Raw genomic sequence first — 26,903 nt, forward strand, 5'->3', positions numbered from 1 at the left:
GTGAGCAGCAGAGTGAGCCACTATGAAAACTAAGATCCCCGATGCCATGCTGGCAGCTGAGGTTAGTCGCCGAGGTTTGGTGAAAACGACGGCGATAGGCGGACTGGCGGTGGCCAGTAGCGCGTTTACCCTGCCATTTACCCGTATTGCAAATGCTGCAGAAGCCCTTAATCCAACACAGGCCAGTGAGAAAGTCATCTGGAGCGCGTGTACGGTGAACTGTGGTAGCCGCTGTCCTCTGCGTATGCACGTGGTAGATGGTGAAATAAAGTATGTTGAAACCGACAACACCGGTGATGACAACTACGACGGTTTGCATCAGGTACGCGCCTGTCTGCGAGGTCGTTCCATGCGTCGTCGCGTCTATAATCCCGATCGTCTGAAATACCCGATGAAACGCGTCGGCAAGCGTGGCGAAGGTAAATTTGAGCGTATCAGCTGGGATGAAGCCTACGATATCATTGCCAGCAATATGCAGCGTCTTATCAAAGACTACGGCAACGAGTCTATCTACCTGAACTACGGCACAGGTACGCTGGGCGGCACCCTGACACGCTCCTGGCCACCGGGCAAAACGCTGGTAGCTCGTCTGATGAACTGCTGTGGTGGCTACCTAAACCACTACGGTGACTACTCTTCAGCGCAAATCGCTGCCGGGTTGAACTACACCTACGGCGGCTGGGCAGACGGTAACAGCCCGTCAGACATTGAAAACAGCAAGCTGGTGGTTCTGTTCGGGAATAACCCAGGTGAAACCCGTATGAGCGGGGGTGGGGTAACCTATTACCTTGAACAGGCGCGACAGAAATCCAATGCCCGCATGATCATTATCGATCCTCGCTACACGGATACTGGCGCGGGTCGTGAAGATGAGTGGATCCCCATCCGTCCTGGTACGGATGCCGCGCTGGTAAATGGGCTGGCGTATGTTCTGATCACCGAAAACATGGTAGATCAACCGTTCCTTGACAAATATTGCGTAGGTTACGACGAGAAAACCTTACCGGCAGATGCACCGAAAAACGGTCACTATAAGGCGTATATTCTTGGGCAGGGCAAAGACGGTATTGCCAAGACCCCGGAATGGGCAGCGCAAATTACCGGAATTCCTGCTGAACGAATCGTCAAACTGGCACGTGAAATCGGTAGCGCTAAACCGGCATACATCAGCCAGGGGTGGGGACCGCAGCGTCATGCTAATGGTGAAATAGCGACCCGCGCCATTTCTATGCTGGCTATTCTGACCGGTAACGTTGGGATTAACGGCGGCAACAGCGGGGCGCGTGAGGGCTCATACAGTTTGCCGTTTGAACGTATGCCTACGCTGGAAAACCCTGTAGAAACCAGTATCTCGATGTTTATGTGGACGGACGCCATTGAGCGAGGTCCGGAGATGACGGCGCTGCGTGACGGTGTTCGTGGTAAAGATAAGCTCGATGTTCCGATTAAGATGATCTGGAACTATGCGGGTAACTGCCTGATTAACCAGCACTCTGACATCAACCGCACACACGAAATCCTACAGGATGATAAGAAGTGCGAGATGATCGTTGTCATCGACTGCCATATGACCTCCTCGGCGAAATACGCGGATATTTTGCTGCCGGACTGTACCGCTTCGGAGCAGATGGACTTCGCACTGGATGCCTCCTGCGGGAATATGTCGTATGTGATTTTCACCGATCAGGCGATCAAACCACGCTTCGAATGCAAGACTATCTACCAGATGACCAGCGAGCTTGCAAAACGCCTTGGCGTTGAGCAGCAGTTCACAGAAGGTCGCACTCAGGAAGAGTGGATGCGTCATCTGTACGAGCAGTCGCGCAAAGCGATTCCTGAACTGCCAACGTTCGAAGAATTCCGCAAGCAGGGGATCTTTAAACAGCGTGACCCACAGGGGCATCACGTGGCGTACAAGGCGTTCCGTGAGGATCCTGACGCCAATCCGCTGACTACTCCGTCAGGTAAGATCGAAATTTATTCGCAGCAACTTGCCGAGATCGCGGCGACCTGGGAACTGCCGGAAGGTGATGTGATTGATCCACTGCCGATTTATACCCCAGGATTTGAAAGCATAAACGATCCTCTGGTGGAGAAATTCCCTCTGCAATTGACCGGCTTCCACTACAAATCTCGCGTCCACTCTACCTATGGCAACGTGGATGTTCTGAAAGCATCCTGCCGTCAGGAAATGTGGATCAACCCGATGGATGCGCAGAGACGCGGCATTAACAACGGCGACAAGGTGCGCATCTTTAACGATCGTGGTGAAGTGCACATCGAGGCGAAAGTAACGCCGCGTATGATGCCTGGCGTGGTGGCACTAGGCGAAGGGGCGTGGTATGACCCGGACGCAAAACGCGTGGACCAGGGCGGTTGTATTAACGTCCTGACGACCCAGCGTCCGTCTCCTCTCGCGAAGGGGAACCCATCACACACGAACCTTGTTCAGGTTGAAAAGGTGTAAGGAGTAACCGATGACAACCCAGTATGGATTTTTTATTGATTCCAGCCGTTGCACCGGTTGCAAAACCTGCGAACTGGCCTGCAAAGACTTCAAAAATTTAACCCCGGAAGTCAGCTTCCGCCGCATTTATGAATACGCGGGCGGTGACTGGCAGGAGGATAACGGCGTCTGGCATCAGAATGTCTTTGCCTATTACCTCTCCATTGCGTGTAACCACTGCGAAGACCCAGCCTGTACCAAGGTGTGTCCGAGTGGCGCCATGCACAAACGTGAAGATGGCTTTGTCGTTGTCGATGAGGACGTGTGCATTGGCTGTCGGTATTGCCACATGGCCTGTCCTTACGGCGCGCCGCAGTACAATGCTGAAAAAGGGCATATGACTAAATGCGATGGCTGCCATGAGCGCGTCGCTGAAGGTAAGAAACCTATCTGCGTCGAGTCCTGTCCACTGCGTGCGCTGGATTTTGGCCCAATTGATGAACTGCGCAAAAAACACGGTGTTTTGGCTGCGGTTGCACCACTACCGGGCGCGCACTTTACCAAACCGAGTATTGTCATCAAACCTAACGCCAATAGCCGCCCGACCGGGGATACCACAGGTTATCTGGCCAATCCGAAGGAGGTGTAAGATGGGAAGTGGATGGCATGAATGGCCGCTGATGATCTTCACGGTCTTCGGACAGTGTGTAGTTGGTGGCTATATCGTTCTGGCGCTGGCGTTGATGAAAGGTGACTTACGTCCAGAATCGCAGCAGCGCGTGATTGCCTGCATGTTTGGGCTGTGGGTATTAATGGGCATTGGCTTCATTGCTTCTATGCTCCACCTGGGCTCGCCGATGCGCGCCTTTAACTCGCTCAATCGCGTAGGGTCTTCGGCGTTGAGTAACGAAATTGCCAGCGGTTCAATCTTCTTTGCCGTTGGTGGTATCGGCTGGCTGCTGGCCACGTTGAAAAAAATGTCGCCCGCATTACGCAATCTGTGGTTAGTTGTCACCATGGTGCTGGGTGTGGTTTTTGTCTGGATGATGGTACGCGTTTATAACACCATTGATACTGTGCCGACCTGGTACAGCGTCTGGACTCCGCTGGGCTTCTTTCTGACGATGTTTATGGGAGGTCCGCTGCTGGGGTATCTGTTACTGAGAATTGCTGGCGTGGATGGTTGGGCGATGCGCCTGCTGCCGGCAATTTCAGTGCTTGCTCTGGTCGTAAGCGCCATTATGTCTGTCATGCAGGGGGCTGAACTGGCGACGATCCACAGTTCGATTCAGCAGGCGTCTGCGCTGGTTCCGGATTACGGCTCGCTGATGGCGTGGCGGATTGTGGCGCTGGCATTAGCGTTGTGCTGCTGGATTGTACCGCAAGTGAAGGGCTACCAGCCTGCTGTTCCGCTGCTTTCCGTGGCGTTTATTTTGCTGTTAGTCGGCGAGCTGATTGGTCGTGGCGTGTTCTACGGGCTGCATATGACAGTCGGTATGGCGGTGGCGAGTTAATCCAAACTATGCCGGATGGCGGTTTGCGTCTTATCAGGCCTACAGATCTGTAGGCCTTAAAGCTGCGCGTCATCAGGCAATATGTCAGGCCAGGGCTTTCGCCCTGGTTTTACTTCTGCTTAGTTAACGTGTCGTAGCTGGTCATCAGATTGCGGTAGTCCGGAATGTGATTCGAGAACAGCGTTGCCAGACCTTCGATATCGTTGCGCCAGTCGCGGTGCAGCTCGCACGCTACTCCGAACCATGTCATCAACTGAGCGCCTGCTTTAGACATCCGATCCCAAGCTGAATGACGGGTAATTTCATTAAATGTGCCTGAAGCATCGGTTACCACAAAGACGTCAAAGCCTTCTTCAATAGCTGAGAGCGCAGGGAAGGCGACGCAAACTTCCGTCACGACACCGGCGATAATCAGCTGCTTTTTGCCGGTCGCTTTCACTGCCTTCACGAAATCTTCGTTATCCCATGCGTTAATGTTTCCTGGGCGAGCAATATAGGGCGCATCGGGAAATTGCGCTTTCAGTTCCGGTACCAGCGGCCCGTTTGGTCCTGTCTCAAAACTGGTTGTCAGAATGGTTGGGAGGTTGAAGTATTTTGCTAAGTCACCCAGGGCTAGCACGTTGTTTTTAAATTTATCGGGATCGATATCCCGAACCAGAGAGAGCAGGCCTGCCTGATGGTCGACCAGCAGTACTGCCGCATTATCTTTATCAAGTCTTACGTAAGGTTTAGTCATGATATTTCTCCTGTTCAGCTCAGTGGGGGAAATTTGATGAGTTTAAGTCTACGAAAAGAACGATATCTGGAGTAGATGCCTAAATAAGAACTCACTGTTCTATTTTGAAGACAATGCAGCTCAGCATCCCGCATTGAGTTTAGTAAGAAATAAAAGTAAGGTTAATCCATGAAATTTTTCGACTGAACGTAACGCGAGATTTTTGTTTTAGATCAATAAAAACAAGCAGATGTGATTTTGTATTTTTTATCTATTCACATTAAGAATCAGTAATGCAAATCGATCGACCAGAAAGCGCCTCAGCCCTCTGATTACGCCGATTGACAATGTTTTTAGCAGTGGCATGATGCGCATGAAATTTGAACTTCCTCACGGTTTTTATTCATGTCCACCTATACCCGTCCCGTCATGCTATTGCTGTGCGGGCTACTTCTGTTGACCCTGGCGATCGCCGTGTTAAACACGCTCGTCCCGCTTTGGCTCGCCCATGAAAATCTGCCCACCTGGCAGGTAGGCGTGGTGAGCTCGTCCTACTTTACCGGTAATCTGGTAGGGACGTTGTTGACAGGGTATTTAATAAAACACCTTGGTTTTAACCGCAGCTATTATATCGCCTCGCTTATTTTTGCCGCGGGCTGTGTCGGGCTGGGGATTATGGTGGGATTCTGGAGCTGGATGACCTGGCGTTTTATCGCTGGTGTTGGCTGCGCCATGATTTGGGTGGTGGTGGAAAGCGCGCTGATGTGCAGCGGGACTTCGCGTAATCGCGGACGTTTGCTTGCCGCCTATATGATGATCTATTACGTGGGGACGTTTTTAGGCCAACTGCTGGTGAGTAAAGTATCCACGGAATTGATGAACGTCCTGCCGTGGGTGACGGGTACTATCCTGGCGGGTGTTTTGCCACTGCTGTTTACGCGCATTGCCAATCAGCAGGGTGATGAGCAGCAGTCTACGCCTATTGTCTCCATGCTGAAACTCCGCCAGGCGCGTCTGGGCGTGAATGGCTGTATTATTTCCGGGATTGTGCTGGGGTCTTTGTATGGCCTGATGCCGCTGTATCTCAATCATCAGGGGGTGAGTAATGCCAGCATTGGTTTCTGGATGGCGGTCCTGGTAAGTGCAGGTATTCTGGGGCAATGGCCGATTGGCCGTCTGGCGGACAAGCTGGGACGTCTGTTGGTTTTACGCGTCCAGGTCTTCGTGGTGATCGTCGGGAGTATCGCCATGCTGAATCAGGCGGCGATGGCGCCCGCGTTGTTTATGTTGGGTGCGGCAGGCTTTACCCTCTACCCGGTCGCGATGGCCTGGGCCTGTGAAAAGGTGGAGCATCATCAGCTGGTCGCCATGAATCAGGCATTGTTATTGAGCTATACCGTGGGCAGTCTGCTGGGTCCTTCATTTACAGCGATGCTGATGCAGAATTATTCAGATAGCTTGCTGTTTATCATGATCGCCAGCGTATCGTTTATTTATTTACTGATGCTGTTGCGTAAAACGGGCCATACACCCAATTCTATTGCGCACATTTGACCTGATTTAACAGAATATGAACAGGTTCCCATACATACTGTTTATGTATGCTTTATGGGAACCTGCATTATTTAATCACACACTTCTTTCCTGAAAATAAAGTGTGCAGAAGGTTATAGTTTTACATCCTGCCGTTTCCGCTCGCTCATTTTACCGCGCATAATCCCACGCCTCATTTATTTATAATCATAAAGCTTCCACGAAGGATTGCGTATGGCTGGTGTGCAGGAAAAACAATTGCGATGGTACAACATTGCATTGATGTCTTTTATTACCGTTTGGGGTTTTGGCAACGTCGTTAACAACTATGCCAATCAGGGATTAGTTGTTGTCTCCTCTTGGATCTTTATTTTCGCGCTCTATTTTATACCTTATGCGTTGATCGTCGGGCAGCTTGGCTCAACTTTTAAAGAGGGTAAAGGCGGCGTCAGTACCTGGATTAAACATACCATGGGGCCAGGGCTGGCTTATCTTGCTGCATGGACCTATTGGGTTGTGCATATTCCTTATCTGGCGCAAAAACCGCAGGCTATTCTGATTGCGCTGGGATGGGCGCTGAAGGGCGATGGTTCGTTGATTAAAGAGTACACCGTCGTGGCGTTGCAGGGGCTGACACTGGCGCTGTTTGTCTTTTTCATGTGGGTTGCGTCCCGTGGCATGAAATCGCTGAAAATTGTTGGGTCAGTTGCAGGCATCGCGATGTTTGTGATGTCCATTTTGTATGTCGTGATGGCGGTAACTGCGCCTGCAATTACGGATGTGCAGATAGCGACAACTAATATCACCTGGGAATCGTTTATCCCGCACATTGATTTTACCTACATTACCACGATCTCCATGCTGGTCTTTGCCGTGGGCGGCGCGGAGAAAATTTCGCCATACGTTAATCAGACACGTAATCCGGGCAAAGAATTTCCGAAAGGGATGCTCGTTCTGGCTGTTATGGTGGCGGTATGTGCGATTCTCGGATCGCTGGCTATGGGAATGATGTTTGACTCCCGGCATATTCCAGATGATCTGATGACGAATGGTCAATATTACGCCTTCCAGAAACTGGGTGAGTATTATGGTATGGGTAATTCGCTGATGGTTATTTACGCGATTGCCAATACGCTGGGACAGATTGCGGCATTGGTATTTTCTATTGATGCACCGCTTAAAGTTCTGCTGGGTGATGCTGATCGTAAATATATTCCCGAGAGCCTGTGTAAAACCAACGCTTCCGGTACGCCGGTAAATGGTTATATTCTGACGCTGGTGCTGGTGGCGATTCTGATTATGTTGCCAACACTGGGAATTGGCGACATGAACAATCTGTATAAATGGCTATTGAATCTTAACTCTGTCGTGATGCCATTGCGTTATTTATGGGTGTTTGTGGCATTCATTGCCGTTATTCGTCTGGCGCAAAAATATAAATCAGAATATGTCTTTATTCGCAACCGATCGCTTGCGATGACCGTGGGGATCTGGTGCTTTGCCTTTACCGCATTTGCCTGTCTGACCGGGATTTTCCCGAAAATGGAAGCCTTCACCCCTGAGTGGACATTCCAGCTCACGCTGAATATTGTGACGCCATTTGTGCTGGTTGGACTGGGATTGATTTTCCCGTTACTGGCGAGAAGAGGGCGTTAAGGCAGAGTCAGGTGGGTAACGTATCTGTTACCCACCATAAAACTCAATACATCACTTTATGTCCATATTGCTCGAGAATACCCTTCACGCGCTCCATGGTCTCTTTCTTCGGCGGCTTAACGCCGTCGAGTTTGTACTCTTCGCCCATTGCCACCCATTTGTGTTTGCCCAGCTCGTGGTAAGGCAGCAGCTCGATTTTTTCAACGTTGCCCATATCGCGGGTAAATTCGCCAAGGCGGTGTGCGGAGTCGTCATCGTCAGACCAGCCAGGTACGACAACATAGCGGATCCACACTTTGATGTCTTTGTTGGACAGGTAACGCGCGAACTCGAGTGTACGATGGTTAGACACACCCACCAGATTCTGATGGATTTCATCGTTCATTTGTTTGAGATCGAGCATGACCAGGTCGGTGACTTCCAGCAACTCATCGATCACCGGATCGTAGCGGCGAACAAAACCGTTAGTATCCAGACAAGTATGAATACCTTCTTTTTTACAGGCCCGGAACCAGTCACGTACGAATTCAGCTTGCAAGATAGCTTCGCCGCCAGACGCTGTCACGCCGCCTCCGGAGGCGTTCATAAAGTGGCGGTAGGTCACCACCTCTTTCATTAATTCGTCAACGGTAACTTCTTTACCGCCGTGCGTATCCCACGTGTCGCGGTTATGGCAATACAGGCAGCGCATCAGGCAGCCCTGAAAGAAGGTAATAAAACGGATGCCCGGGCCATCAACAGTGCCACAGGATTCAAAGGAGTGAATGCGACCAATAACTGACATTGCGGTGTTTCTCCAGGTGTGGCCCATCCGGGGCCAGTGTTAGTGCACAGTTATTAACTGTGTCGAGTCTGTTTTGGCTGCTATCCATAAGTATAGATGGCTGACAAAGCAGGCTATTAAAAAGGCCCCACTTACGTGGAGCCTTTATTGTACGCTTTTTAAAGTACGATTTCAGTCAAAACCAATTACATGGTCTGAGTGAAGGTACGAGTGATAACGTCCTGCTGCTGTTCTTTAGTCAGGGAGTTAAAACGTACTGCGTAGCCAGAAACGCGGATGGTCAGCTGCGGATATTTTTCCGGATGTTCCATCGCATCCAGCAGCATTTCACGGTTCATGACGTTCACGTTCAGGTGCTGACCACCTTCGATGGACGCTTCGTGGTGGAAGTAACCATCCATCAGACCCGCCAGGTTGGTCTTACGAACTTCGTCGTCTTTACCCAGAGCGTTCGGAACGATAGAGAAGGTGTAAGAGATACCATCTTTAGCGTAAGCAAACGGCAGTTTAGCAACGGAGGTCAGAGAGGCAACAGCACCTTTCTGGTCACGGCCGTGCATTGGGTTAGCACCCGGTCCGAACGGCGCGCCAGCACGACGACCATCTGGGGTGTTACCAGTTTTCTTACCATAAACCACGTTAGAGGTGATGGTCAGAACAGACTGAGTCGGGATAGCGTTACGATAAGTAGTCAGTTTCTGAATTTTCTTCATGAAACGTTCTACCAGGTCAACCGCCATGTCATCAACGCGAGAGTCGTTGTTACCAAACTGCGGGTATTCGCCTTCGATTTCGAAGTCGATAGCCAGACCGTCTTCGTCACGAATCGGTTTAACTTTCGCATATTTGATTGCAGACAGGGAGTCAGCAGCAACGGACAGACCAGCGATACCACACGCCATGGTGCGGATAACGTCACGGTCGTGCAGCGCCATCAGAGAGGCTTCGTAGCTGTACTTGTCGTGCATGTAGTGGATAACGTTCAGTGCAGTGACGTACTGTTTAGCCAGCCAATCCATGAAGTGATCCATGCGGTCCATAACTTCGTCGAAGTTCAGAACGTCGCCTTTGATCGGTTCAGATTTAGGACCAACCTGCATTTTCAGTTTTTCATCAACGCCACCGTTGATTGCGTACAGCATGGTTTTCGCCAGGTTTGCACGCGCACCGAAGAACTGCATTTGTTTACCAACAACCATCGGGCTTACGCAACAAGCGATAGCGTAGTCGTCGTTGTTGAAGTCCGGACGCATCAGGTCATCGTTCTCGTACTGCAGAGAAGAGGTGTCGATGGACACTTTAGCGGCGAATTTCTTGAAGTTCAGAGGCAGTTTTTCAGACCACAGAACAGTGATGTTCGGCTCCGGAGAAGGACCCATGGTGTACAGGGTGTTCAGGAAGCGGAAGCTGTTTTTGGTAACCAGAGTACGGCCATCAACGCCCATACCACCGATTGATTCAGTTGCCCAAATCGGGTCACCGGAGAACAGTTCATCATATTCAGGAGTACGCAGGAAGCGAACCATACGCAGTTTCATGACCAGGTGGTCGATCATTTCCTGTGCGTCTTGCTCGGTGATTTTGCCTGCTTTCAGGTCACGTTCGATGTAAGCATCCAGGAAGGTGGATACGCGACCGAAGGACATTGCTGCACCGTTCTGAGATTTAACAGCGGCCAGGTAGCCGAAGTAAGTCCACTGGATAGCTTCCTGAGCATTGGTCGCCGGACCAGAGATATCGCAGCCATATTTAGCAGCCATTTCTTTGATCTGACCCAGAGCGCGGTGCTGTTCAGCAATTTCTTCACGCAGACGGATAGTTGCTTCCAGGTTTACGCCGTTTTCCAGATCGGACTGCAGAGAGACGAACTGAGCGTATTTGTCTTTCATCAGGTAGTCGATACCGTACAGCGCAACGCGACGGTAGTCACCGATGATACGGCCACGGCCATACGCATCTGGCAGACCAGTCAGAACACCGGATTTACGGCAGTTCAGAATGTCTTTGGTGTAAACATCGAATACGCCCTGGTTGTGGGTTTTGCGGTATTCGGTGAAGATTTTTTTCAGCATCGGGTCCAGTTCGCGATTGTACGCTTTGCAGGAACCTTCAACCATTTTGATGCCGCCAAACGGAATGATCGCACGTTTCAGCGGAGCTTCAGTCTGCAGACCAACAATCTTCTCGAGCGCTTTGTTGATGTAGCCTGCGTCGTGAGAAGTGATGGTAGAAGCAACGGAGGTGTCAAAGTCAACAGGCGCGTGAGTGCGGTTTTCCTGTTTAACGCCTTCCATCACGCTGTCCCACAGTGCAGTGGTCGCATCAGTTGCGCCAGCCAGGAAGGACTCGTCACCCTCATATGGAGTGTAGTTTTTCTGAATGAAGTCACGTACGTTTACTTCATTCTGCCAGTCACCTTTGGTAAAACCTTCCCAGGCTGTGGCTAACTTTTCATTAAGCTCGGACATGTAACACCTACCTTCTTAAGTGGATTTTTTATTTACTGCGTGTAATGGGCATCATCAGATTAATGATGATCGTTACCACGCAGATAAATGACCCAGTATGTCAACCCGACCAACAAACCGCCGCCGATAATGTTACCGATCGTAACCGGAATCAGGTTATCGGTGATGAAATTCATCACGGTCAGGTGAGAAAAATTCTCCGGAGAAGACCCAACTGCGGTCCAGAATTCCGGGGTGGCGAAATCGCGTATTACAATACCCATAGGGATCATAAACATGTTTGCGATACTGTGCTCAAAACCGCTGGCAACAAACATTGCGACCGGTAATACCATGATAAACGCTTTGTCCATTAGGCTGCGGCCCGAGTAGCTCATCCATACGGCCAGACACACCATCAGGTTAGCCAGGATGCCAAGACTTACCGCCTCAACAAAAGTATGGTGCACTTTGTGGTCGGCTGTTTGTAGGACGTTGAGCCCCCACGCGCCGTTGGCGGTCATGTATTCGCCGGAAAGCCACATCAATAGCACAAAGAGCAAGCAACCCACCAGGTTACCGACATAAACGTTAAGCCAGTTTTTAGCCAATTGGCCCCAGGTAATACGACCACTGGCTTTTGCTACGACAATCAATACGGTTGAGGTGAAGAGGTCTGCGCCGCAGACAACACAAAGAATCAGCCCCAGGGAAAAGCAGATACCACCTACTAATTTTGCCATGCCGAAAGGCATAGTTCCGGTACCGGTTGTGGCGGTGATATAGAAAACAAAGGCAATTGAAATGAATACACCGGCAGTAATTGCCAGATAGAACGTCTTAAGCGGATGTTTCGTTGCTTTATAGACGCCTGCTTCTTCGGCAACTTTGGCCATTGCAGCAGGTAGAATAAGATCAAAAGGGTTGTCAGCTTTCACACTAACTCTCTCTTTATTAAGTCGGCGACGAGATACTAACAAAGCATTATAGATGAGAATTTGATATAGATCATATCTCGCCTGGCTTATAGGCCCGCAAGACGCATGGTTTTTATGCGATTACGGAGTAACTTGTTGATTATCCATATAAAAATAAATTTTAAAAATTATAAAGTGAGTTGAATTTTTTCTTTTCATCTCCTGTCAGACGGTTAATTAAAATGGAGTAATTGAGATAAAAAACCACATTAATATGCTAATTTTTTTAATATCAACTACTAATATTTAACCTTGTTTTTACATTTATTTTCCGATTTGAACAAAATAAAAAAACAGGGCGCTTAAAGCGCCCCGTAATATATCCCAGACAATACTTTTAGCCTACTTAGCGCAGGCTGACTGTCATTATTTTGACCAATGTGCCGCTTTCGCGCGCTGCAGTTTTTCATAGGCTTTCAGTAGAGACTGATGCGCCGGGAAAGCTTGCAGATCGTTATCAACGGTTTGCAACCCGTAGAATGGCGCTTCGCCACTCAATGCCGCACTTGCCGCTTCAACCGCCTCGGCACCGTACATGCGGACAAACGCATTCAGATATTGCAGCGGCTGACGGTCTTCTTCCTGAGACAGCAGCAACAATGTTTGCAGGCAGCGATAGTAGTTTGCACGTTCCGCGCTAAAGACGGAGGCGTTAAATTCCATCGTCCATTCTGTCCACACCAGCGCCTGCTCCAGATCGCCACCGGCCAGCGCCAGCATCACTTTAAGCTCGCCAATACGCAGGGTGTACCAACCGTTATCCGCACCGGTCGCCAGACCGAGTAGCTCGCGTACGCGGGTGAAGTCGTCAAACCCTTCTTCATCCAGTTGTTCGATCAGATTGAGATAGTCTTCTTTATCCCATTCGCTGCCCGGCAGAGAGAGAATGGTGTCACGCAGATGGGCGCCCATAGCGTTGTTAGCTAACCACAGATCTTCTGCCGGATAGATGTCAGACATTCCCGGAACAATAATGCGGCACGCGTAAACGCTCAGGTGTTCATAGTCAGCGATATACACTTCTTTATCTTCAGCATTGAAGATGGCCATCAGGGTGGCGAACTCTTCTTCCGTGGTGCCAGAGAAATTCCAGTCAACGAACGGATAATCGGCATCCTGCTTGAACAGATCCCATGAGATCAAACCGCTGGAATCGATGAAGTGAGTTTCAAGGTTGGTATGTTCTGCCACTTCCTCATCGTCGAAGGTCGGTGGGGTGAAGACATCAAGATCCTTCAGACCACGGCCCTGCAGCAGTTCAGTGACGGTACGCTCCAGCGCCACGCCGAAATCCGGGTGTGCGCCGAAGGAAGCGAAGCAGGTACCGTTGGTTGGGTTGAACAGGACAACGCAAATCACCGGATACTTGCCGCCCAGCGAGCCATCATAGGCAAAAATTGGGAAACCTTCAGCTTCCAGTGTGGCGATGGACTCCACCACTGCCGGATAGCGCGCCATGACTTCGGCCGGGATTTCCGGCAGGCTGATGCTTTCCGCAATAATGCGGTTCTTCACATGACGCTCAAAGACTTCAGACAGGCCCTGAACGCGCGCTTCGTTAGGCGTGTTACCCGCGGACATGCCGTTAGAAACATACAGGTTGCCGATAATATTCATCGGAATATAGACAGTCTGGTTATCCGACTGACGGGTAAACGGCAGGCCGCAGACGCCACGTTCTTCATTACCAGACTGCAGATCGATAAGCATGCTGCCAGTCAGTTCGTTATCTGGATCGTAAAACGCTCGCAGACGTGCATCCAGTAAACCTTCTGGTACATCGTCTTCTTCTGTCAGCGGGAACCATTTTTCGTTCGGATAATGCACGAACGGGCCATTGGCGATAGTTTCGCCCAACCAGAAATCCGCAAAGAAATAGTTAGTCGACAGACGCTCAAAATATTCGCCCAGCGCGGAAGCCAACGCCGCTTTTTTCGTCGCGCCTTTACCGTTGGTGAAGCACAGCGCGCATTCTTTGTCGCGAATATGTACAGACCAGACGTTAGGGACGGGATTCAACCACGAGGCTTCTTCAATTTGAAAACCGAGGTCGAGCAATTTTTGCTGGAAGCGAGCGATGGAGTCTTCCAGAGCGGCATCTTTGCCGGGGATAAATGTTTGCGTCATGAAAATCACTTTTGTCGTACGGAAAGCGCGCAATGATACGGGTTTTCAATGAACGGCGCTATCGCCGCCGGAGCTCAGGCGTAAATAAAAGCATTGGCTATGCTTTCTTACAACCAACCACGTTTAGAGCATATTAATGAAAGCTTTCGATTTGCACCGTATGGCGCTTGATAAGGTGCCCATGGATTTTCTGGGGGAAGTTGCGTTACGCAGCCTCTACACCTTTATATTGGTTTTTCTGTTTTTAAAAATCACCGGACGTCGCGGCGTACGCCAGATGTCGCTTTTTGAAGTGCTGATCATCCTTACGCTGGGTTCTGCAGCGGGAGACGTGGCATTCTATGACGATGTCCCGATGCTGCCAGTGCTGGTGGTTTTTATTACTCTTGCTGTGCTGTATCGGTTGGTGATGTGGCTGATGGCGCATAGTGAAAAAATGGAGGACCTGCTGGAGGGCAAACCCGTCGTGATCATTGAAGACGGCGAGCTGGCATGGTCAAAGCTCAATAGTGCCAATATGACGGAATTTGAATTCTTTATGGAACTGCGTTTGAACGGCGTGGAGCAATTGGGACAGGTAAAACTGGCTATTCTGGAGACGAATGGACAAATCAGCGTCTACTTCTTTGCCGATGAAGACGTAAAGCCGGGGCTCAGTATTTTACCTAAGCACTGTACGCAACGATTTAAAGTAATGCCTGAAGCAGGAGACTATGCCTGTATACGTTGTAGCGAAGTGGTGCAAATGAACGCCGGAGATCATCAATTATGTCCACGCTGTGCAAATCCAGAATGGTCGAAGGCCAGTCGGGCAAAACGGGTGACCTGACAGCAAAAATCTCGGTTTTTACCCGTCAATCCGATAGATTCTGTTGTGTGACCAATGACACATTTTTACCCTGGTCAGTTTTACCCATTGCGGCGCGTGTCACTGAATGATAAAACCGATATCCACAGGAATAACTTATACCAATGTCTGTCACCGGATTATCGTCAATGACAGGATGTTGATTGGACAACAACACAACGTGGTGAGGGGAAATGGCTCAGGTCTTTAATTTTAGTTCAGGTCCGGCAATGCTACCGGCAGAAGTACTTAAACTGGCTCAACAGGATCTTCGCGACTGGAACGGTCTTGGCACGTCGGTGATGGAAATTAGCCACCGTGGCAAAGAATTCATCCAGGTCGCCGAGGAAGCGGAGCAGGATTTTCGTGATCTTCTTAGCATCCCCTCCAACTATAAAGTGTTGTTCTGCCATGGCGGTGGTCGTGGGCAGTTCGCGGGTATCCCGTTAAATATTCTGGGGGATAAAACCACCGCGGATTACGTCGATGCCGGTTATTGGGCCGCCAGTGCAATTAAAGAAGCGAAAAAATACTGCACACCAAACGTTATTGATGCCAAAGTCACCGTGGACGGCCTGCGTGCTGTTAAGCCGATGAGTGAATGGCAGCTTTCTGATAACGCGGCGTACCTGCACTATTGTCCGAACGAAACTATCGATGGCATTGCGATCGATGAAACGCCGAATTTTGCCAGCAACGTTGTGGTCACGGCGGATCTGTCCTCTACCATTCTTTCCGCACCGCTTGACGTTAGCCGTTATGGCGTAATTTATGCCGGTGCACAGAAAAACATCGGCCCGGCCGGCCTGACGATTGTCATCGTCCGTGAAGATTTGCTGGGTAAAGCTCATGTATCATGCCCGTCAATCCTCGACTATACCGTGCTGAATGACAACGATTCCATGTTCAATACGCCGCCAACCTTTGCCTGGTATCTGTCTGGCCTGGTCTTTAAATGGCTGAAAAAGCAGGGCGGTGTTAATGCAATGGATAAGATTAACCAGCAAAAAGCGGAACTGCTGTACGGCGTAATTGATAACAGCGATTTCTACCGTAACGATGTGGCGAAATCCAACCGTTCACGCATGAACGTACCGTTCCAGCTGGCTGACAGCGCACTGGATAAACTGTTCCTGGAAGAGTCTTTTGCTGCGGGCCTGCATGCGCTGAAAGGGCATCGTGTGGTCGGCGGTATGCGTGCGTCCATCTACAATGCAATGCCGCTTGAAGGTGTAAAAGCACTGACCGATTTCATGGTCGATTTTGAACGCCGTCGCGGCTAATCTGCTGTACTTTTCATCCCCACAGCCCGTCTGTGGGGTTTTTATGTCTGTTTTTGAGAGTCGAGTTTCATGGAATCCCTGACGTTACAACCCATTGCGCGGGTGGATGGCACAATCAATCTGCCTGGATCCAAAAGTGTTTCTAACCGCGCTTTGCTGCTGGCCGCATTAGCCAATGGCACCACTGTCCTGACCAACCTGCTGGACAGCGATGATGTTCGCCATATGCTTAATGCTCTGAATGTGTTAGGGATTAGCTATACCCTTTCTGCTGATCGTACCCGCTGCGAGATTATTGGCAATGGTGGTGCATTACATGCGCAAGGCTCAGTGGAACTGTTCCTTGGTAATGCCGGAACCGCCATGCGCCCGCTGGCCGCAGCGCTATGTCTGGGCAGCAATGACATCGTGCTGACGGGCGAACCGCGCATGAAAGAGCGCCCGATTGGCCATCTGGTTGATGCGCTGCGCCAGGGCGGAGCCAAAATTGACTATCTGGAGCAGGAAAACTATCCACCTTTACGTCTGCGCGGTGGCTTTACCGGAGGCCAGGTTGAGGTAGACGGTAGCGTTTCCAGCCAGTTCCTCACTGCGCTGCTGATGACTGCGCCGCTTGCGCCGCAGGATACGACGATTGCAATTAAAGGTGACCTGGTATCCAAACCTTACATTGATATCACACTGAACCTGATGAAAACGTTTGGTGTTGAAATTGAAAATCAAAACTACCAGCACTTTGTCGTGAAGGGGCAGCAGCAGTACCAGTCACCGGGTGCATACCTGGTTGAAGGCGATGCTTCTTCCGCTTCCTATTTCCTCGCGGCGGGTGCCATTAAAGGCGGTACGGTAAAAGTTACCGGGATTGGTCGTAACAGCATGCAGGGTGATATTCGTTTTGCCGATGTACTGGAAAAAATGGGTGCTACCATTACATGGGGCGACGATTTTATTGCCTGTACTCGCGGCGAGTTGAACGCAGTGGATATGGATATGAACCATATTCCTGATGCGGCGATGACCATTGCAACGGCGGCGCTGTTTGCGAAAGGCACCACAACATTACGTAATATCTACAACTGGCGCGTCAAAGAGACCGATCGTCTGTTCGCGATGGCGACGGAGTTACGCAAAGTGGGCGCGGAAGTGGAAGAGGGGCATGACTTTATCCGCATCACCCCGCCTGCAACATTGCAATTTGCGGACATCGCGACCTATAACGATCACCGCATGGCGATGTGTTTCTCGCTGGTGGCGCTGTCTGACACGCCTGTGACCATTCTTGATCCAAAATGTACCGCCAAAACTTTCCCGGATTATTTCGAACAGCTGGCGCGTATTAGTACATCTGCCTGATCCTCACGAAACGTCGGTCCCCGGACTGGCGTTTCTGTGTCCGTAACCGCACTGTTTTTACGCTTACAACTAATGCTAACTTGTGGATGATTTAACTTATTTATTTGTTTTTATTATAAATATCATCGGAAGATTAGCATGAAAAATAAATCACTCTTTTTGGCATTGACTGTTTCCGCTACGTTGCTGGCAGGTTGTAAAAATGGTGTAAATGGCGACCTTGTTGCCAGTTCTGGTATGGCAGCTTATAAAGCTGCGACGCTTACCGACGCTGATGTCAAATCCCTCTCTAACAGCTCATGTAAGCAGATGGATAGTGAAAACCAGCTGGCGGGCGCAAAAAGCAAATACACTAAGCGTCTGAATAAAATTGCGAAAGCGTTGGGTAATAACATTGATGGAACGCCGGTCAACTATAAAGTTTATATGACCAGTGATATCAATGCCTGGGCAATGGCGAATGGATGTGTACGTGTTTATTCGGGCTTGATGGACCTGATGACCGACAATGAAATTGAAGGCGTGCTGGGTCATGAGTTGGGCCATGTTTCTTTAGGGCACTCACGTAAAGCAATGCAGACCGCGTATGCCACACTTGCTGCGCGCGATGCTATTTCTGCGACCAGCGGCGTCGCTTCTCAGCTTTCCCAGTCTCAGTTGGGCGATCTGGCGGAAGGTGTGATTAACTCAGCCTTCTCCCGTAGCCAGGAATCGGATGCGGATGACTTTTCCTATGATTTGCTGAAAAAACGCGGTATTGACCGTCAGGGGTTAGTGACTGCGTTTGATAAGTTTGCCACGATGGACGCAGGCCATGCAAAATCACTGATGGATTCTCATCCGGCATCTGACGATCGCGCTCAGCATATGCGTGAACGTATCGCAGCAGATAAAAAGTAAAACAGTGCCATCTTCCGGGCTGGTTTCTCGCCAGCCCGCTATAATTGCGCAATTCTTCCACATATCGTTACAGACTAATCGGGTTTTTACACTCTGTATTAACGATCATTAGCGTTGGCGCGTATAATGCGCGGCGTTCACGTTAATGTACGCCCGTTTAAGGAGAAAAAGATGACGGCAATTGCCCCGGTTATTACCATTGATGGCCCAAGCGGTGCAGGAAAAGGCACCTTGTGCAAGGCAATGGCGGAAGCATTGCAGTGGCATCTGTTAGATTCAGGCGCGATCTACCGCGTACTGGCGCTCGCAGCGTTACATCACCATGTTGATGTCACTTCTGAAGATGCTCTGGTACCGCTTGCCTCACACCTGGATGTGCGTTTTATCTCAACAGACGGCAACCTTGAAGTCATTCTTGAAGGTGAGGATGTCAGCGGTGAAATCCGTACCCAGGAAGTGGCGAATGCCGCCTCTCAGGTCGCGGCGTTTCCTCGCGTGCGTGAAGCGCTTTTACGTCGTCAACGCGCATTTCGCGAAACCCCAGGTCTGATTGCTGATGGACGTGATATGGGGACCGTGGTGTTCCCGGATGCGCCGGTGAAAATTTTTCTAGACGCCTCCTCGCAAGAACGTGCGCATAGACGTATGCTACAGTTGCAGGAGAAGGGCTTTAGTGTTAACTTTGAACGCCTTTTGGCCGAGATCGAAGAACGCGATTATCGCGATCGTAACCGTGCTGTAGCGCCGCTGGTTCCTGCTGCTGATGCTTTAGTTTTGGATTCAACCCGATTAAGCATTGAGCAAGTGATTGAAAAAGCGTTACAATACGCGCGCCAAAAACTGGCTCTCGCTTAAGTGCGACCGAATTTGCAGTACCCCCGTTGCAATGGATTGACAGCGGGTATGTTAAACAACCCCATCCGGCATGGAGCCAGGTGGACGTTAAATATGAAACCTGAAGATTAAACATGACTGAATCTTTTGCTCAACTGTTTGAAGAATCCTTAAAAGAAATCGAAACCCGTCCGGGTTCCATCGTTCGTGGTGTTGTTGTTGCTATCGACAAAGACGTAGTACTGGTTGACGCTGGTCTGAAATCTGAGTCCGCCATTCCGGCAGAGCAGTTCAAAAACGCCCAGGGCGAGCTGGAAATCCAGGTTGGTGACGAAGTTGACGTTGCTCTGGATGCAGTAGAAGACGGCTTCGGTGAAACCCTGCTGTCCCGTGAAAAAGCTAAACGTCACGAAGCTTGGATCACGCTGGAAAAAGCTTACGAAGAAGCTGCAACCGTTACTGGTGTTATCAATGGCAAAGTCAAGGGTGGCTTCACTGTTGAGCTGAATGGTATTCGCGCGTTCCTGCCGGGTTCCCTGGTAGACGTTCGTCCGGTCCGCGACACGCTGCACCTGGAAGGCAAAGAGCTTGAATTCAAAGTAATCAAGCTGGATCAGAAGCGTAACAACGTTGTTGTTTCCCGTCGTGCCGTTATCGAATCCGAAAACAGCGCAGAACGCGATCAGCTGCTGGAAAACCTGCAGGAAGGCATGGAAGTTAAAGGTATCGTTAAGAACCTCACTGACTACGGTGCATTCGTTGATCTGGGTGGCGTTGACGGCCTGCTGCACATCACCGACATGGCATGGAAACGCGTTAAGCATCCGAGCGAAATCGTAAACGTTGGCGACGAAATCACTGTTAAAGTGCTGAAGTTCGACCGCGAGCGTACTCGTGTATCTCTGGGCCTGAAACAGCTGGGCGAAGATCCATGGGTAGCTATCGCTAAGCGTTATCCAGAAGGTACCAAACTGACTGGTCGCGTGACCAACCTGACCGACTACGGCTGCTTCGTTGAAATCGAAGAAGGCGTTGAAGGCCTGGTTCACGTTTCCGAAATGGATTGGACCAACAAAAACATCCACCCGTCCAAAGTTGTTAACGTTGGCGACGTAGTGGAAGTTATGGTTCTGGATATCGACGAAGAACGTCGTCGTATCTCCCTGGGTCTGAAGCAGTGCAAAAACAACCCATGGCAGCAGTTCGCGGAAACCCACAACAAGGGCGACCGTGTTGAAGGTAAAATCAAGTCTATCACTGACTTCGGTATCTTCATCGGCCTGGACGGCGGCATCGACGGCCTGGTTCACCTGTCTGACATCTCCTGGAACGTTGCAGGCGAAGAAGCAGTTCGTGAATACAAAAAAGGCGACGAAATCGCAGCAGTTGTTCTGCAGGTTGACGCAGAGCGTGAGCGTATCTCTCTGGGCGTTAAACAGCTCGCAGAAGATCCGTTCAACAACTGGGTTGCACTGAACAAGAAAGGCGCAATCGTAAACGGTAAAGTCACTGCAGTTGACGCTAAAGGCGCAACCGTAGAACTGGCTGACGGCGTTGAAGGTTACCTGCGCGCTTCTGAAGCTTCACGTGACCGCGTTGAAGATGCAACTCTGGTTCTGAGCGTAGGCGACGACGTTGAAGCTAAATTCACCGGCGTTGATCGTAAGAACCGTGCAATCAGCCTGTCTGTTCGTGCTAAAGACGAAGCTGATGAGAAAGATGCAATCGCAACTGTTAACAAACAGGAAGATGCTAACTTCTCTAACAACGCAATGGCTGAAGCTTTCAAAGCAGCTAAAGGCGAGTAATATCGAGTGCTCTAAATCCTTTGTGCTGTTAACGGCACAAAGGATGACGAGTAGCTTGACAGATTACAGGATTCGTCCTGTAATCAATGACAAAGGGCGGCTACGGCCGCCCTTAATCAATGCAGCAGCTAATTATGCCTTTAAGGAACCGGAGGAATCATGACCAAGTCAGAATTGATTGAAAGACTTGCAACCCAGCAACCTCATATTCCCGCGAAAGCGGTTGAAGATGCAGTTAAAGAGATGCTGGAACATATGGCCTCGACTCTTGCGCAGGGCGAGCGTATTGAAATCCGCGGTTTCGGCAGCTTCTCTTTGCATTACCGCGCACCACGCACCGGACGTAATCCGAAGACCGGCGATAAAGTGGATCTGGAAGGGAAATACGTTCCGCACTTTAAACCAGGTAAAGAACTGCGCGACCGCGCCAATATTTACGGTTAAGTTTTTAGCGAGACTTAACGCCGAGAAAAGCACCCATATGGGTGCTTTTTTCATTTCTGTGCGCCTATCCTGGAATCCTCATCCCAGTTAATTTGTACGTTACAACCCCCACTAAATGTCTGCGGAACTCAGGTCGTATAACGATAAATTGATGCCAGACAATCGTCGAAGAGTACTGCACACTCCCTGTAACAGGGAGGTTATTGATGAAAATAACAACGGTGAGTACGTGTGCATTATTCGGCATTCTCCCACTCATGCTATTACCTACGCTGCCAGGCATGTTGTGTATCGGCATTGTATTTTGTTTGGCATGTCTGCTCTGTTTTCTCCCCCACAAATATATACGTTCCGCCGGACTAACCCTGCTGTTTTTTCTTTGGGGAATCCTGGCTGCGAAAGAGGCTCTGTGGGCCGGTAATACGCTGCCTGAGAAAAACCAGCAAGCCATTGTGCGGATAACCGGAACTGACAATATGACAACGCACTACGGCCAAATCACTCACCTTCAGGGGAGACGAATCTTTCCTGCACAAGGAATCGTCTTGTACGGACAGTATTTACCCGGTGATGTTTGTGCGGGTCAGACATGGGCGATGACGTTGAAAGTCCGCGCCGTACACGGTCAATTAAACGAAGGCGGATTTGATAGCCAGCGTTACGCATTGGCGCAGCATCAACCGTTGACGGGGCGATTCTTACAGGCTTCGGTTATCACACCACAATGCAGTTTGCGTTCGCGATTTCTCGACTCGTTGAAAACGGTACTCGCCGACTATCCCTGGCAGCAGGTCATACTGGGTCTGGGAATGGGTGAGCGCTTGTCCGTGTCACAAGAGGTGAAAACGATTATGCGTGATACCGGCACGGCTCATTTGATGGCAATCTCCGGGCTGCATATTGCGTTTGCTGCACTTCTGGCTGGCGGAATAATTCGCGCGGGACAATTTTTTATGCCCGCCAGATGGATTTGCTGGCAGGTTCCATTAGTGGGTGGGATTATCTGCGCCACATTATATGCCTGGCTGACGGGGCTGCAACCCCCGGCATTACGAACGGTTGTTGCGCTGCTAGTCTGGGGGGCGCTAAGACTTAGCAGCAGGCAGTGGAGCGGATGGTCGGTATGGATCTGCTGTCTGGCAGCCATTCTGGTGGTGGATCCTGTTGCCGTTCTTTCGCAAAGTCTATGGTTGTCTGCATCCGCCGTTGCGGCACTGCTGTTCTGGTACCAATGGGTACCGCTCCCGGACTGGCCGCTGTCGCGTGCTGGTCGTCAATTTCTGGCGCTGGCTCATCTGCAATTGGGTATTACGCTTCTGCTTCTTCCCGTACAAATCGCAATGTTTCACGGTTTTAGTCTGACCTCGTTTCCGGCTAATTTGTTTGCCGTCCCTTTGGTCACGTTTGTTTCCGTACCCTTGATATTAGCAGGCATGATCGTGCATTTAGCCGGACTGGTGATGATTGAATCGAATCTGTGGTATTTAGCGGATCGTTCTCTGGCGCTACTATTTTGGGGGCTCAGGAGCCTGCCTGAAGGGTGGATCAATATTGATGCACGCTGGCAATGGCTCGCATTTTTACCCGGAATAATGATTATCGCATGGCGACTAAATATCTTGCGTACGCTACCGGTGGTCTGTTTCTCTGCGCTACTTTTGCTGAGTGGGCCGCTTTGGCGTGCACCGCGTACAGATGTGTGGCAAGTGCATATGCTGGATGTCGGGCAGGGGCTGGCGATGGTGATTGTGCGTAATGGAAAAGCGCTGCTTTACGATACCGGTCTGGCATGGCCTGAAGGCGATAGCGCGCAACAGCTGATTATTCCCTGGTTGCGTTGGCATAATCTGGAGCCAGAAGGGGTCATTTTAAGCCATGAACATATGGATCACCGAGGAGGGTTGCACTCCTTACAACAAGCCTGGCCATCACTATGGATAAGAAGTCCGCTAGGCTGGAAAGGACACCTCCCGTGTTTTCGCGGAGAACGTTGGCAATGGCAAGGGTTAACCTTCAGTGCGCACTGGCCTGTGCGTGGAAGTGCAGGGCAGGGGAATAACCACTCCTGCGTGGTTAAAGTTAATGATGGGTATCAGAGTGTTCTGCTGACCGGCGATATTGAGTCTCCCGCTGAACAAAAAATGCTAAGTCACTACTGGCAGCATCTGCAGTCTACGGTGATGCAGGTTCCGCATCATGGCAGCAATACTTCATCATCACTGGCACTCATTCAGCGAGTTGACGGGCAGGTCGCATTAGCCTCTGCATCCCGTTACAACGCCTGGCGTCTGCCATCCTGGAAAGTGAAGCAACGTTATCGGAAACAAAATTATCAATGGCTGGATACACCACATCAGGGGCAGATTACGCTGGATTTTTACCAAAAAAACTGGCGAATACACAGCTTGCGGGATCAGATTTTACCTCGTTGGTATCATCAGTGGTTTGGCGTGTCGGAGGATAACGGGTAGAATATGCGGCTATTCTAACAAATGCTGGTTTTTTGAATGCATAACGATAAAGATCTCTCTACGTGGCAGACGTTTCGCCGACTATGGCCAACCATAGCGCCTTTTAAATCGGGTCTGATCGTGGCGGGTATAGCGTTAGTCCTTAACGCGGCCAGCGATACCTTCATGTTATCGCTCCTTAAACCATTACTGGATGATGGTTTTGGTAAAACGGATCGTTCGGTGCTGCTGTGGATGCCGCTGGTGGTCATTGGGCTGATGATAGTTCGTGGCTTAACCAGTTATGTCTCCAGCTACTGTATCTCATGGGTGTCAGGCAAAGTGGTCATGACCATGCGTCGCCGCCTGTTTGGTCATATGATGGGCATGCCAGTCTCCTTTTTTGATAAACAGTCTACAGGTACGCTGTTGTCACGTATTACCTATGATTCAGAGCAGGTCGCGTCATCGTCTTCCGGCGCGCTGATCACCGTGGTACGTGAAGGGGCCTCAATCATTGGCCTGTTTATCATGATGTTCTATTACAGCTGGCAGTTGTCACTGATCCTGATTGTACTGGCGCCAATTGTGTCAGTGGCGATCCGTGTGGTTTCCAAGCGCTTTCGTAGCATCAGTAAAAACATGCAAAACACTATGGGGCAGGTTACGACCAGTGCGGAGCAGATGCTGAAAGGCCACAAAGAAGTTCTGATTTTTGGTGGTCAGGAAGTCGAAACCAAGCGCTTTGATAAGGTCAGCAACAAGATGCGTTTGCAGGGTATGAAGATGGTTTCCGCTTCTTCTATCTCCGATCCTATCATCCAGTTGATTGCGTCTCTGGCTCTGGCCTTCGTGTTATATGCGGCCAGCTTCCCAAGCGTAATGGAAAACCTGACGGCAGGGACAATTACGGTTGTCTTCTCCTCAATGATCGCGCTGATGCGTCCGTTGAAATCGCTGACCAACGTCAACGCGCAGTTCCAGCGCGGTATGGCGGCATGCCAGACCTTATTTACGATTCTGGATAGCGAACAGGAGAAAGATGAAGGTAAACGTGTTATCGAGCGTGCTACCGGCGATCTCGAGTTCCGCAACGTGACTTTCACCTATCCGGGACGTGAAGTACCGGCTCTGCGTAACATCAACCTGAATATTCCCGCGGGTAAAACCGTTGCTCTGGTTGGCCGTTCGGGCTCAGGGAAATCCACCATCGCCAGCCTGATTACGCGCTTCTACGATATTGATGAAGGGCAGATTCTGATGGACGGACACGATCTGCGCGAATATACCCTGGCATCCCTGCGCGATCAGGTTGCGTTGGTTTCGCAGAATGTGCACCTGTTTAACGATACGGTTGCCAACAACATCGCCTACGCGCGTACCGATATGTACAGCCGTGAGCAGATCGAAAAAGCGGCACAGATGGCCTACGCCATGGATTTCATCAACAAGATGGATAATGGTCTGGATACGGTGATTGGTGAAAACGGCGTCCTGCTTTCCGGCGGACAACGTCAGCGTATCGCTATCGCCCGTGCCTTGTTGCGTGACAGCCCAATTCTGATCCTTGATGAAGCAACATCAGCTCTTGATACCGAATCTGAACGTGCGATTCAGTCTGCGCTGGATGAGCTACAGAAAAACCGTACTTCTCTGGTCATTGCTCACCGTCTTTCAACCATTGAACAAGCCGACGAAATCATCGTGGTGGAGGATGGTCTGATTGTCGAACGCGGAACCCATAGCGACCTGATTGAGCAGCGCGGGGTCTATGCGCAATTACACAAAATGCAATTCGGTCAATGATCGCACGTATCTGGTCTGGTGAATCGCCGCTGTGGCGATTGTTACTTCCACTCTCCTGGCTTTATGGCCTGGTGAGTGGCGGGATCCGCCTATGCTACAAGCTTGGGCTTAAACGCGCTTGGCGCGCGCCAGTACCGGTTGTGGTGGTCGGAAACCTTACTGCCGGCGGCAATGGCAAAACACCGGTGGTGATTTGGCTGGTTGAACAACTGCAGCAACGCGGGATTCGCGTGGGCGTGGTGTCGCGTGGGTACGGCGGGAAAGCGGCTGCTTATCCGTTGTTATTGACCGCAGAGACCACTACCGCAGAAGCGGGTGATGAACCTGTGCTGATCGCCCAACGTACCGGCGTGCCGGTAGCGGTATCCCCGGTAAGATCGGATGCGGTAAAAGCCATTTTGGCCCAACATGACGTGCAGATTATTGTGACCGACGATGGGCTACAGCACTATCGTCTGGCGCGAGATGTTGAAATCGTGGTTATTGACGGCGAACGTCGGTTTGGCAATGGCTGGTGGCTTCCCGCTGGTCCAATGCGGGAACGCGCAGGTCGTCTAAAATCGGTGGATGCGACTATTGTTAACGGTGGCGTTGCGCAACCAGGGGAAATCCCTATGCGACTTGAACCGGGGCTGGCCGTTAATTTACGTACAGGCGAACGCCGTGATGTAGCGCAATTGCCCAATATTGTCGCCATGGCGGGCATTGGTCACCCTCCGCGTTTTTTTGCCACGCTGAAAGCATGCGGTGCCAGCGTGCAAAAAAGCATTGCGCTGGCAGACCATCAGTCTCTGACCTACAGTGACGTCAGTGCGTTTGTAAACGCCGGGCAAACGCTGGTGATGACGGAAAAAGATGCGGTTAAGTGCCGGGCATTTGCCGATGAAAACTGGTGGTATTTACCTGTTGACGCACATTTGTCAGGCGATCGGCCTGACATGTTGCTGGATAGCTTAATCTCGCTGACTCGCTAACTGAT

At 50.5% G+C, this 26,903-nt stretch carries 20 protein-coding genes; 15 read left to right on the top strand and 5 right to left on the bottom strand.

Annotation, left to right across the window (positions count from 1 at the left end):
* Positions 1-22 precede the first annotated feature (22 nt).
* Genes dmsA through OGV98_RS17435 form a run of 3 tightly spaced genes read left to right on the top strand, consistent with a single transcriptional unit; the run spans position 23 to position 3,960 of the window.
* The gene (gene dmsA, locus OGV98_RS17425; RefSeq protein ID WP_003836906.1) at positions 23-2,467 is read left to right on the top strand and encodes a dimethylsulfoxide reductase subunit A; all 2,445 of its coding nucleotides are present in this window, start codon (positions 23-25) and stop codon (positions 2,465-2,467) included.
* Positions 2,468-2,477: 10 nt separating this feature from the next.
* Positions 2,478-3,095: a dimethylsulfoxide reductase iron-sulfur subunit DmsB gene (gene dmsB, locus OGV98_RS17430; RefSeq protein ID WP_171862266.1), complete on the top strand. Its 618-nt coding sequence runs from the start codon at positions 2,478-2,480 to the stop codon at positions 3,093-3,095.
* A gap of 1 nt (position 3,096) precedes the next feature.
* Entirely contained in the window at positions 3,097-3,960 is an 864-nt protein-coding gene (locus OGV98_RS17435; RefSeq protein WP_202580638.1) for a dimethyl sulfoxide reductase anchor subunit family protein, read from the top strand.
* A gap of 109 nt (positions 3,961-4,069) precedes the next feature.
* Here the strand turns inward: OGV98_RS17435 and ycaC are convergent, their stop codons facing one another.
* A complete protein-coding gene (gene ycaC, locus OGV98_RS17440; RefSeq protein WP_171862267.1) occupies positions 4,070-4,696 on the bottom strand; it encodes an isochorismate family cysteine hydrolase YcaC in 627 nt (208 codons plus the stop codon).
* 384 nt (positions 4,697-5,080) lie between these two features.
* Between ycaC and OGV98_RS17445 the strand changes: the two genes are divergently transcribed.
* Both OGV98_RS17445 and OGV98_RS17450 read left to right on the top strand, forming a co-directional pair.
* The gene (locus tag OGV98_RS17445; protein WP_003836902.1) at positions 5,081-6,229 is read left to right on the top strand and encodes an MFS transporter; all 1,149 of its coding nucleotides are present in this window, start codon (positions 5,081-5,083) and stop codon (positions 6,227-6,229) included.
* Between the two features lie 213 nt (positions 6,230-6,442).
* The gene (locus OGV98_RS17450; RefSeq protein WP_003035749.1) at positions 6,443-7,864 is read left to right on the top strand and encodes an amino acid permease; all 1,422 of its coding nucleotides are present in this window, start codon (positions 6,443-6,445) and stop codon (positions 7,862-7,864) included.
* A 43-nt stretch (positions 7,865-7,907) separates the two neighbouring features.
* On the opposite strand, the gene pflA is transcribed toward OGV98_RS17450, so the two are convergent.
* From pflA to ycaO, 4 genes are all read right to left on the bottom strand, one after another.
* Positions 7,908-8,648, bottom strand: coding sequence for a pyruvate formate lyase 1-activating protein (pflA, locus tag OGV98_RS17455; RefSeq protein WP_003035751.1), 741 nt, complete (start codon positions 8,646-8,648; stop codon positions 7,908-7,910).
* 185 nt (positions 8,649-8,833) lie between these two features.
* Positions 8,834-11,116, bottom strand: a complete 2,283-nt coding sequence (pflB, locus tag OGV98_RS17460) for a formate C-acetyltransferase (RefSeq protein WP_003035753.1) — start codon at positions 11,114-11,116, stop codon at positions 8,834-8,836.
* Positions 11,117-11,175: 59 nt separating this feature from the next.
* The gene (focA, locus tag OGV98_RS17465) at positions 11,176-12,033 is read right to left on the bottom strand and encodes a formate transporter FocA (RefSeq protein WP_003035756.1); all 858 of its coding nucleotides are present in this window, start codon (positions 12,031-12,033) and stop codon (positions 11,176-11,178) included.
* A gap of 405 nt (positions 12,034-12,438) precedes the next feature.
* Complete coding sequence (gene ycaO, locus OGV98_RS17470) at positions 12,439-14,199, bottom strand: 30S ribosomal protein S12 methylthiotransferase accessory factor YcaO (RefSeq protein WP_016149860.1); 1,761 nt, start codon at positions 14,197-14,199, stop codon at positions 12,439-12,441.
* Positions 14,200-14,335: 136 nt separating this feature from the next.
* Between ycaO and OGV98_RS17475 the strand changes: the two genes are divergently transcribed.
* The 10 genes from OGV98_RS17475 to lpxK all read left to right on the top strand — a co-directional run bounded on the left by OGV98_RS17475 (position 14,336) and on the right by lpxK (position 26,898).
* Entirely contained in the window at positions 14,336-15,028 is a 693-nt protein-coding gene (locus OGV98_RS17475; RefSeq protein ID WP_003847009.1) for a DUF421 domain-containing protein, read from the top strand.
* A 212-nt stretch (positions 15,029-15,240) separates the two neighbouring features.
* Complete coding sequence (serC, locus tag OGV98_RS17480) at positions 15,241-16,329, top strand: 3-phosphoserine/phosphohydroxythreonine transaminase (RefSeq protein WP_003847007.1); 1,089 nt, start codon at positions 15,241-15,243, stop codon at positions 16,327-16,329.
* Positions 16,330-16,398: 69 nt separating this feature from the next.
* The gene (gene aroA / locus OGV98_RS17485; RefSeq protein WP_049001087.1) at positions 16,399-17,682 is read left to right on the top strand and encodes a 3-phosphoshikimate 1-carboxyvinyltransferase; all 1,284 of its coding nucleotides are present in this window, start codon (positions 16,399-16,401) and stop codon (positions 17,680-17,682) included.
* Between the two features lie 138 nt (positions 17,683-17,820).
* Positions 17,821-18,582: a metalloprotease LoiP gene (gene loiP, locus OGV98_RS17490; RefSeq protein WP_049001090.1), complete on the top strand. Its 762-nt coding sequence runs from the start codon at positions 17,821-17,823 to the stop codon at positions 18,580-18,582.
* 171 nt (positions 18,583-18,753) lie between these two features.
* Positions 18,754-19,437, top strand: a complete 684-nt coding sequence (gene cmk, locus OGV98_RS17495) for a (d)CMP kinase (protein WP_003035772.1) — start codon at positions 18,754-18,756, stop codon at positions 19,435-19,437.
* A gap of 113 nt (positions 19,438-19,550) precedes the next feature.
* Entirely contained in the window at positions 19,551-21,224 is a 1,674-nt protein-coding gene (rpsA, locus tag OGV98_RS17500) for a 30S ribosomal protein S1 (RefSeq protein ID WP_003035776.1), read from the top strand.
* A 159-nt stretch (positions 21,225-21,383) separates the two neighbouring features.
* Complete coding sequence (ihfB, locus tag OGV98_RS17505) at positions 21,384-21,668, top strand: integration host factor subunit beta (protein ID WP_003035780.1); 285 nt, start codon at positions 21,384-21,386, stop codon at positions 21,666-21,668.
* Between the two features lie 206 nt (positions 21,669-21,874).
* Entirely contained in the window at positions 21,875-24,139 is a 2,265-nt protein-coding gene (locus OGV98_RS17510) for a ComEC family protein (protein ID WP_049001093.1), read from the top strand.
* 36 nt (positions 24,140-24,175) lie between these two features.
* Complete coding sequence (msbA, locus tag OGV98_RS17515; protein ID WP_003035784.1) at positions 24,176-25,924, top strand: lipid A ABC transporter ATP-binding protein/permease MsbA; 1,749 nt, start codon at positions 24,176-24,178, stop codon at positions 25,922-25,924.
* On the top strand, positions 25,921-26,898 hold the full coding sequence (gene lpxK / locus OGV98_RS17520) for a tetraacyldisaccharide 4'-kinase (RefSeq protein WP_044712540.1): 978 nt from the start codon (positions 25,921-25,923) through the stop codon (positions 26,896-26,898). The genes msbA and lpxK overlap by 4 nt, the downstream gene beginning before the upstream one ends.
* The last annotated feature ends 5 nt before the right edge of the window (positions 26,899-26,903 follow it).

The organism is Citrobacter sp. Cf136, from assembly GCF_030333815.1.
Taxonomy (GTDB): domain Bacteria; phylum Pseudomonadota; class Gammaproteobacteria; order Enterobacterales; family Enterobacteriaceae; genus Citrobacter; species Citrobacter freundii.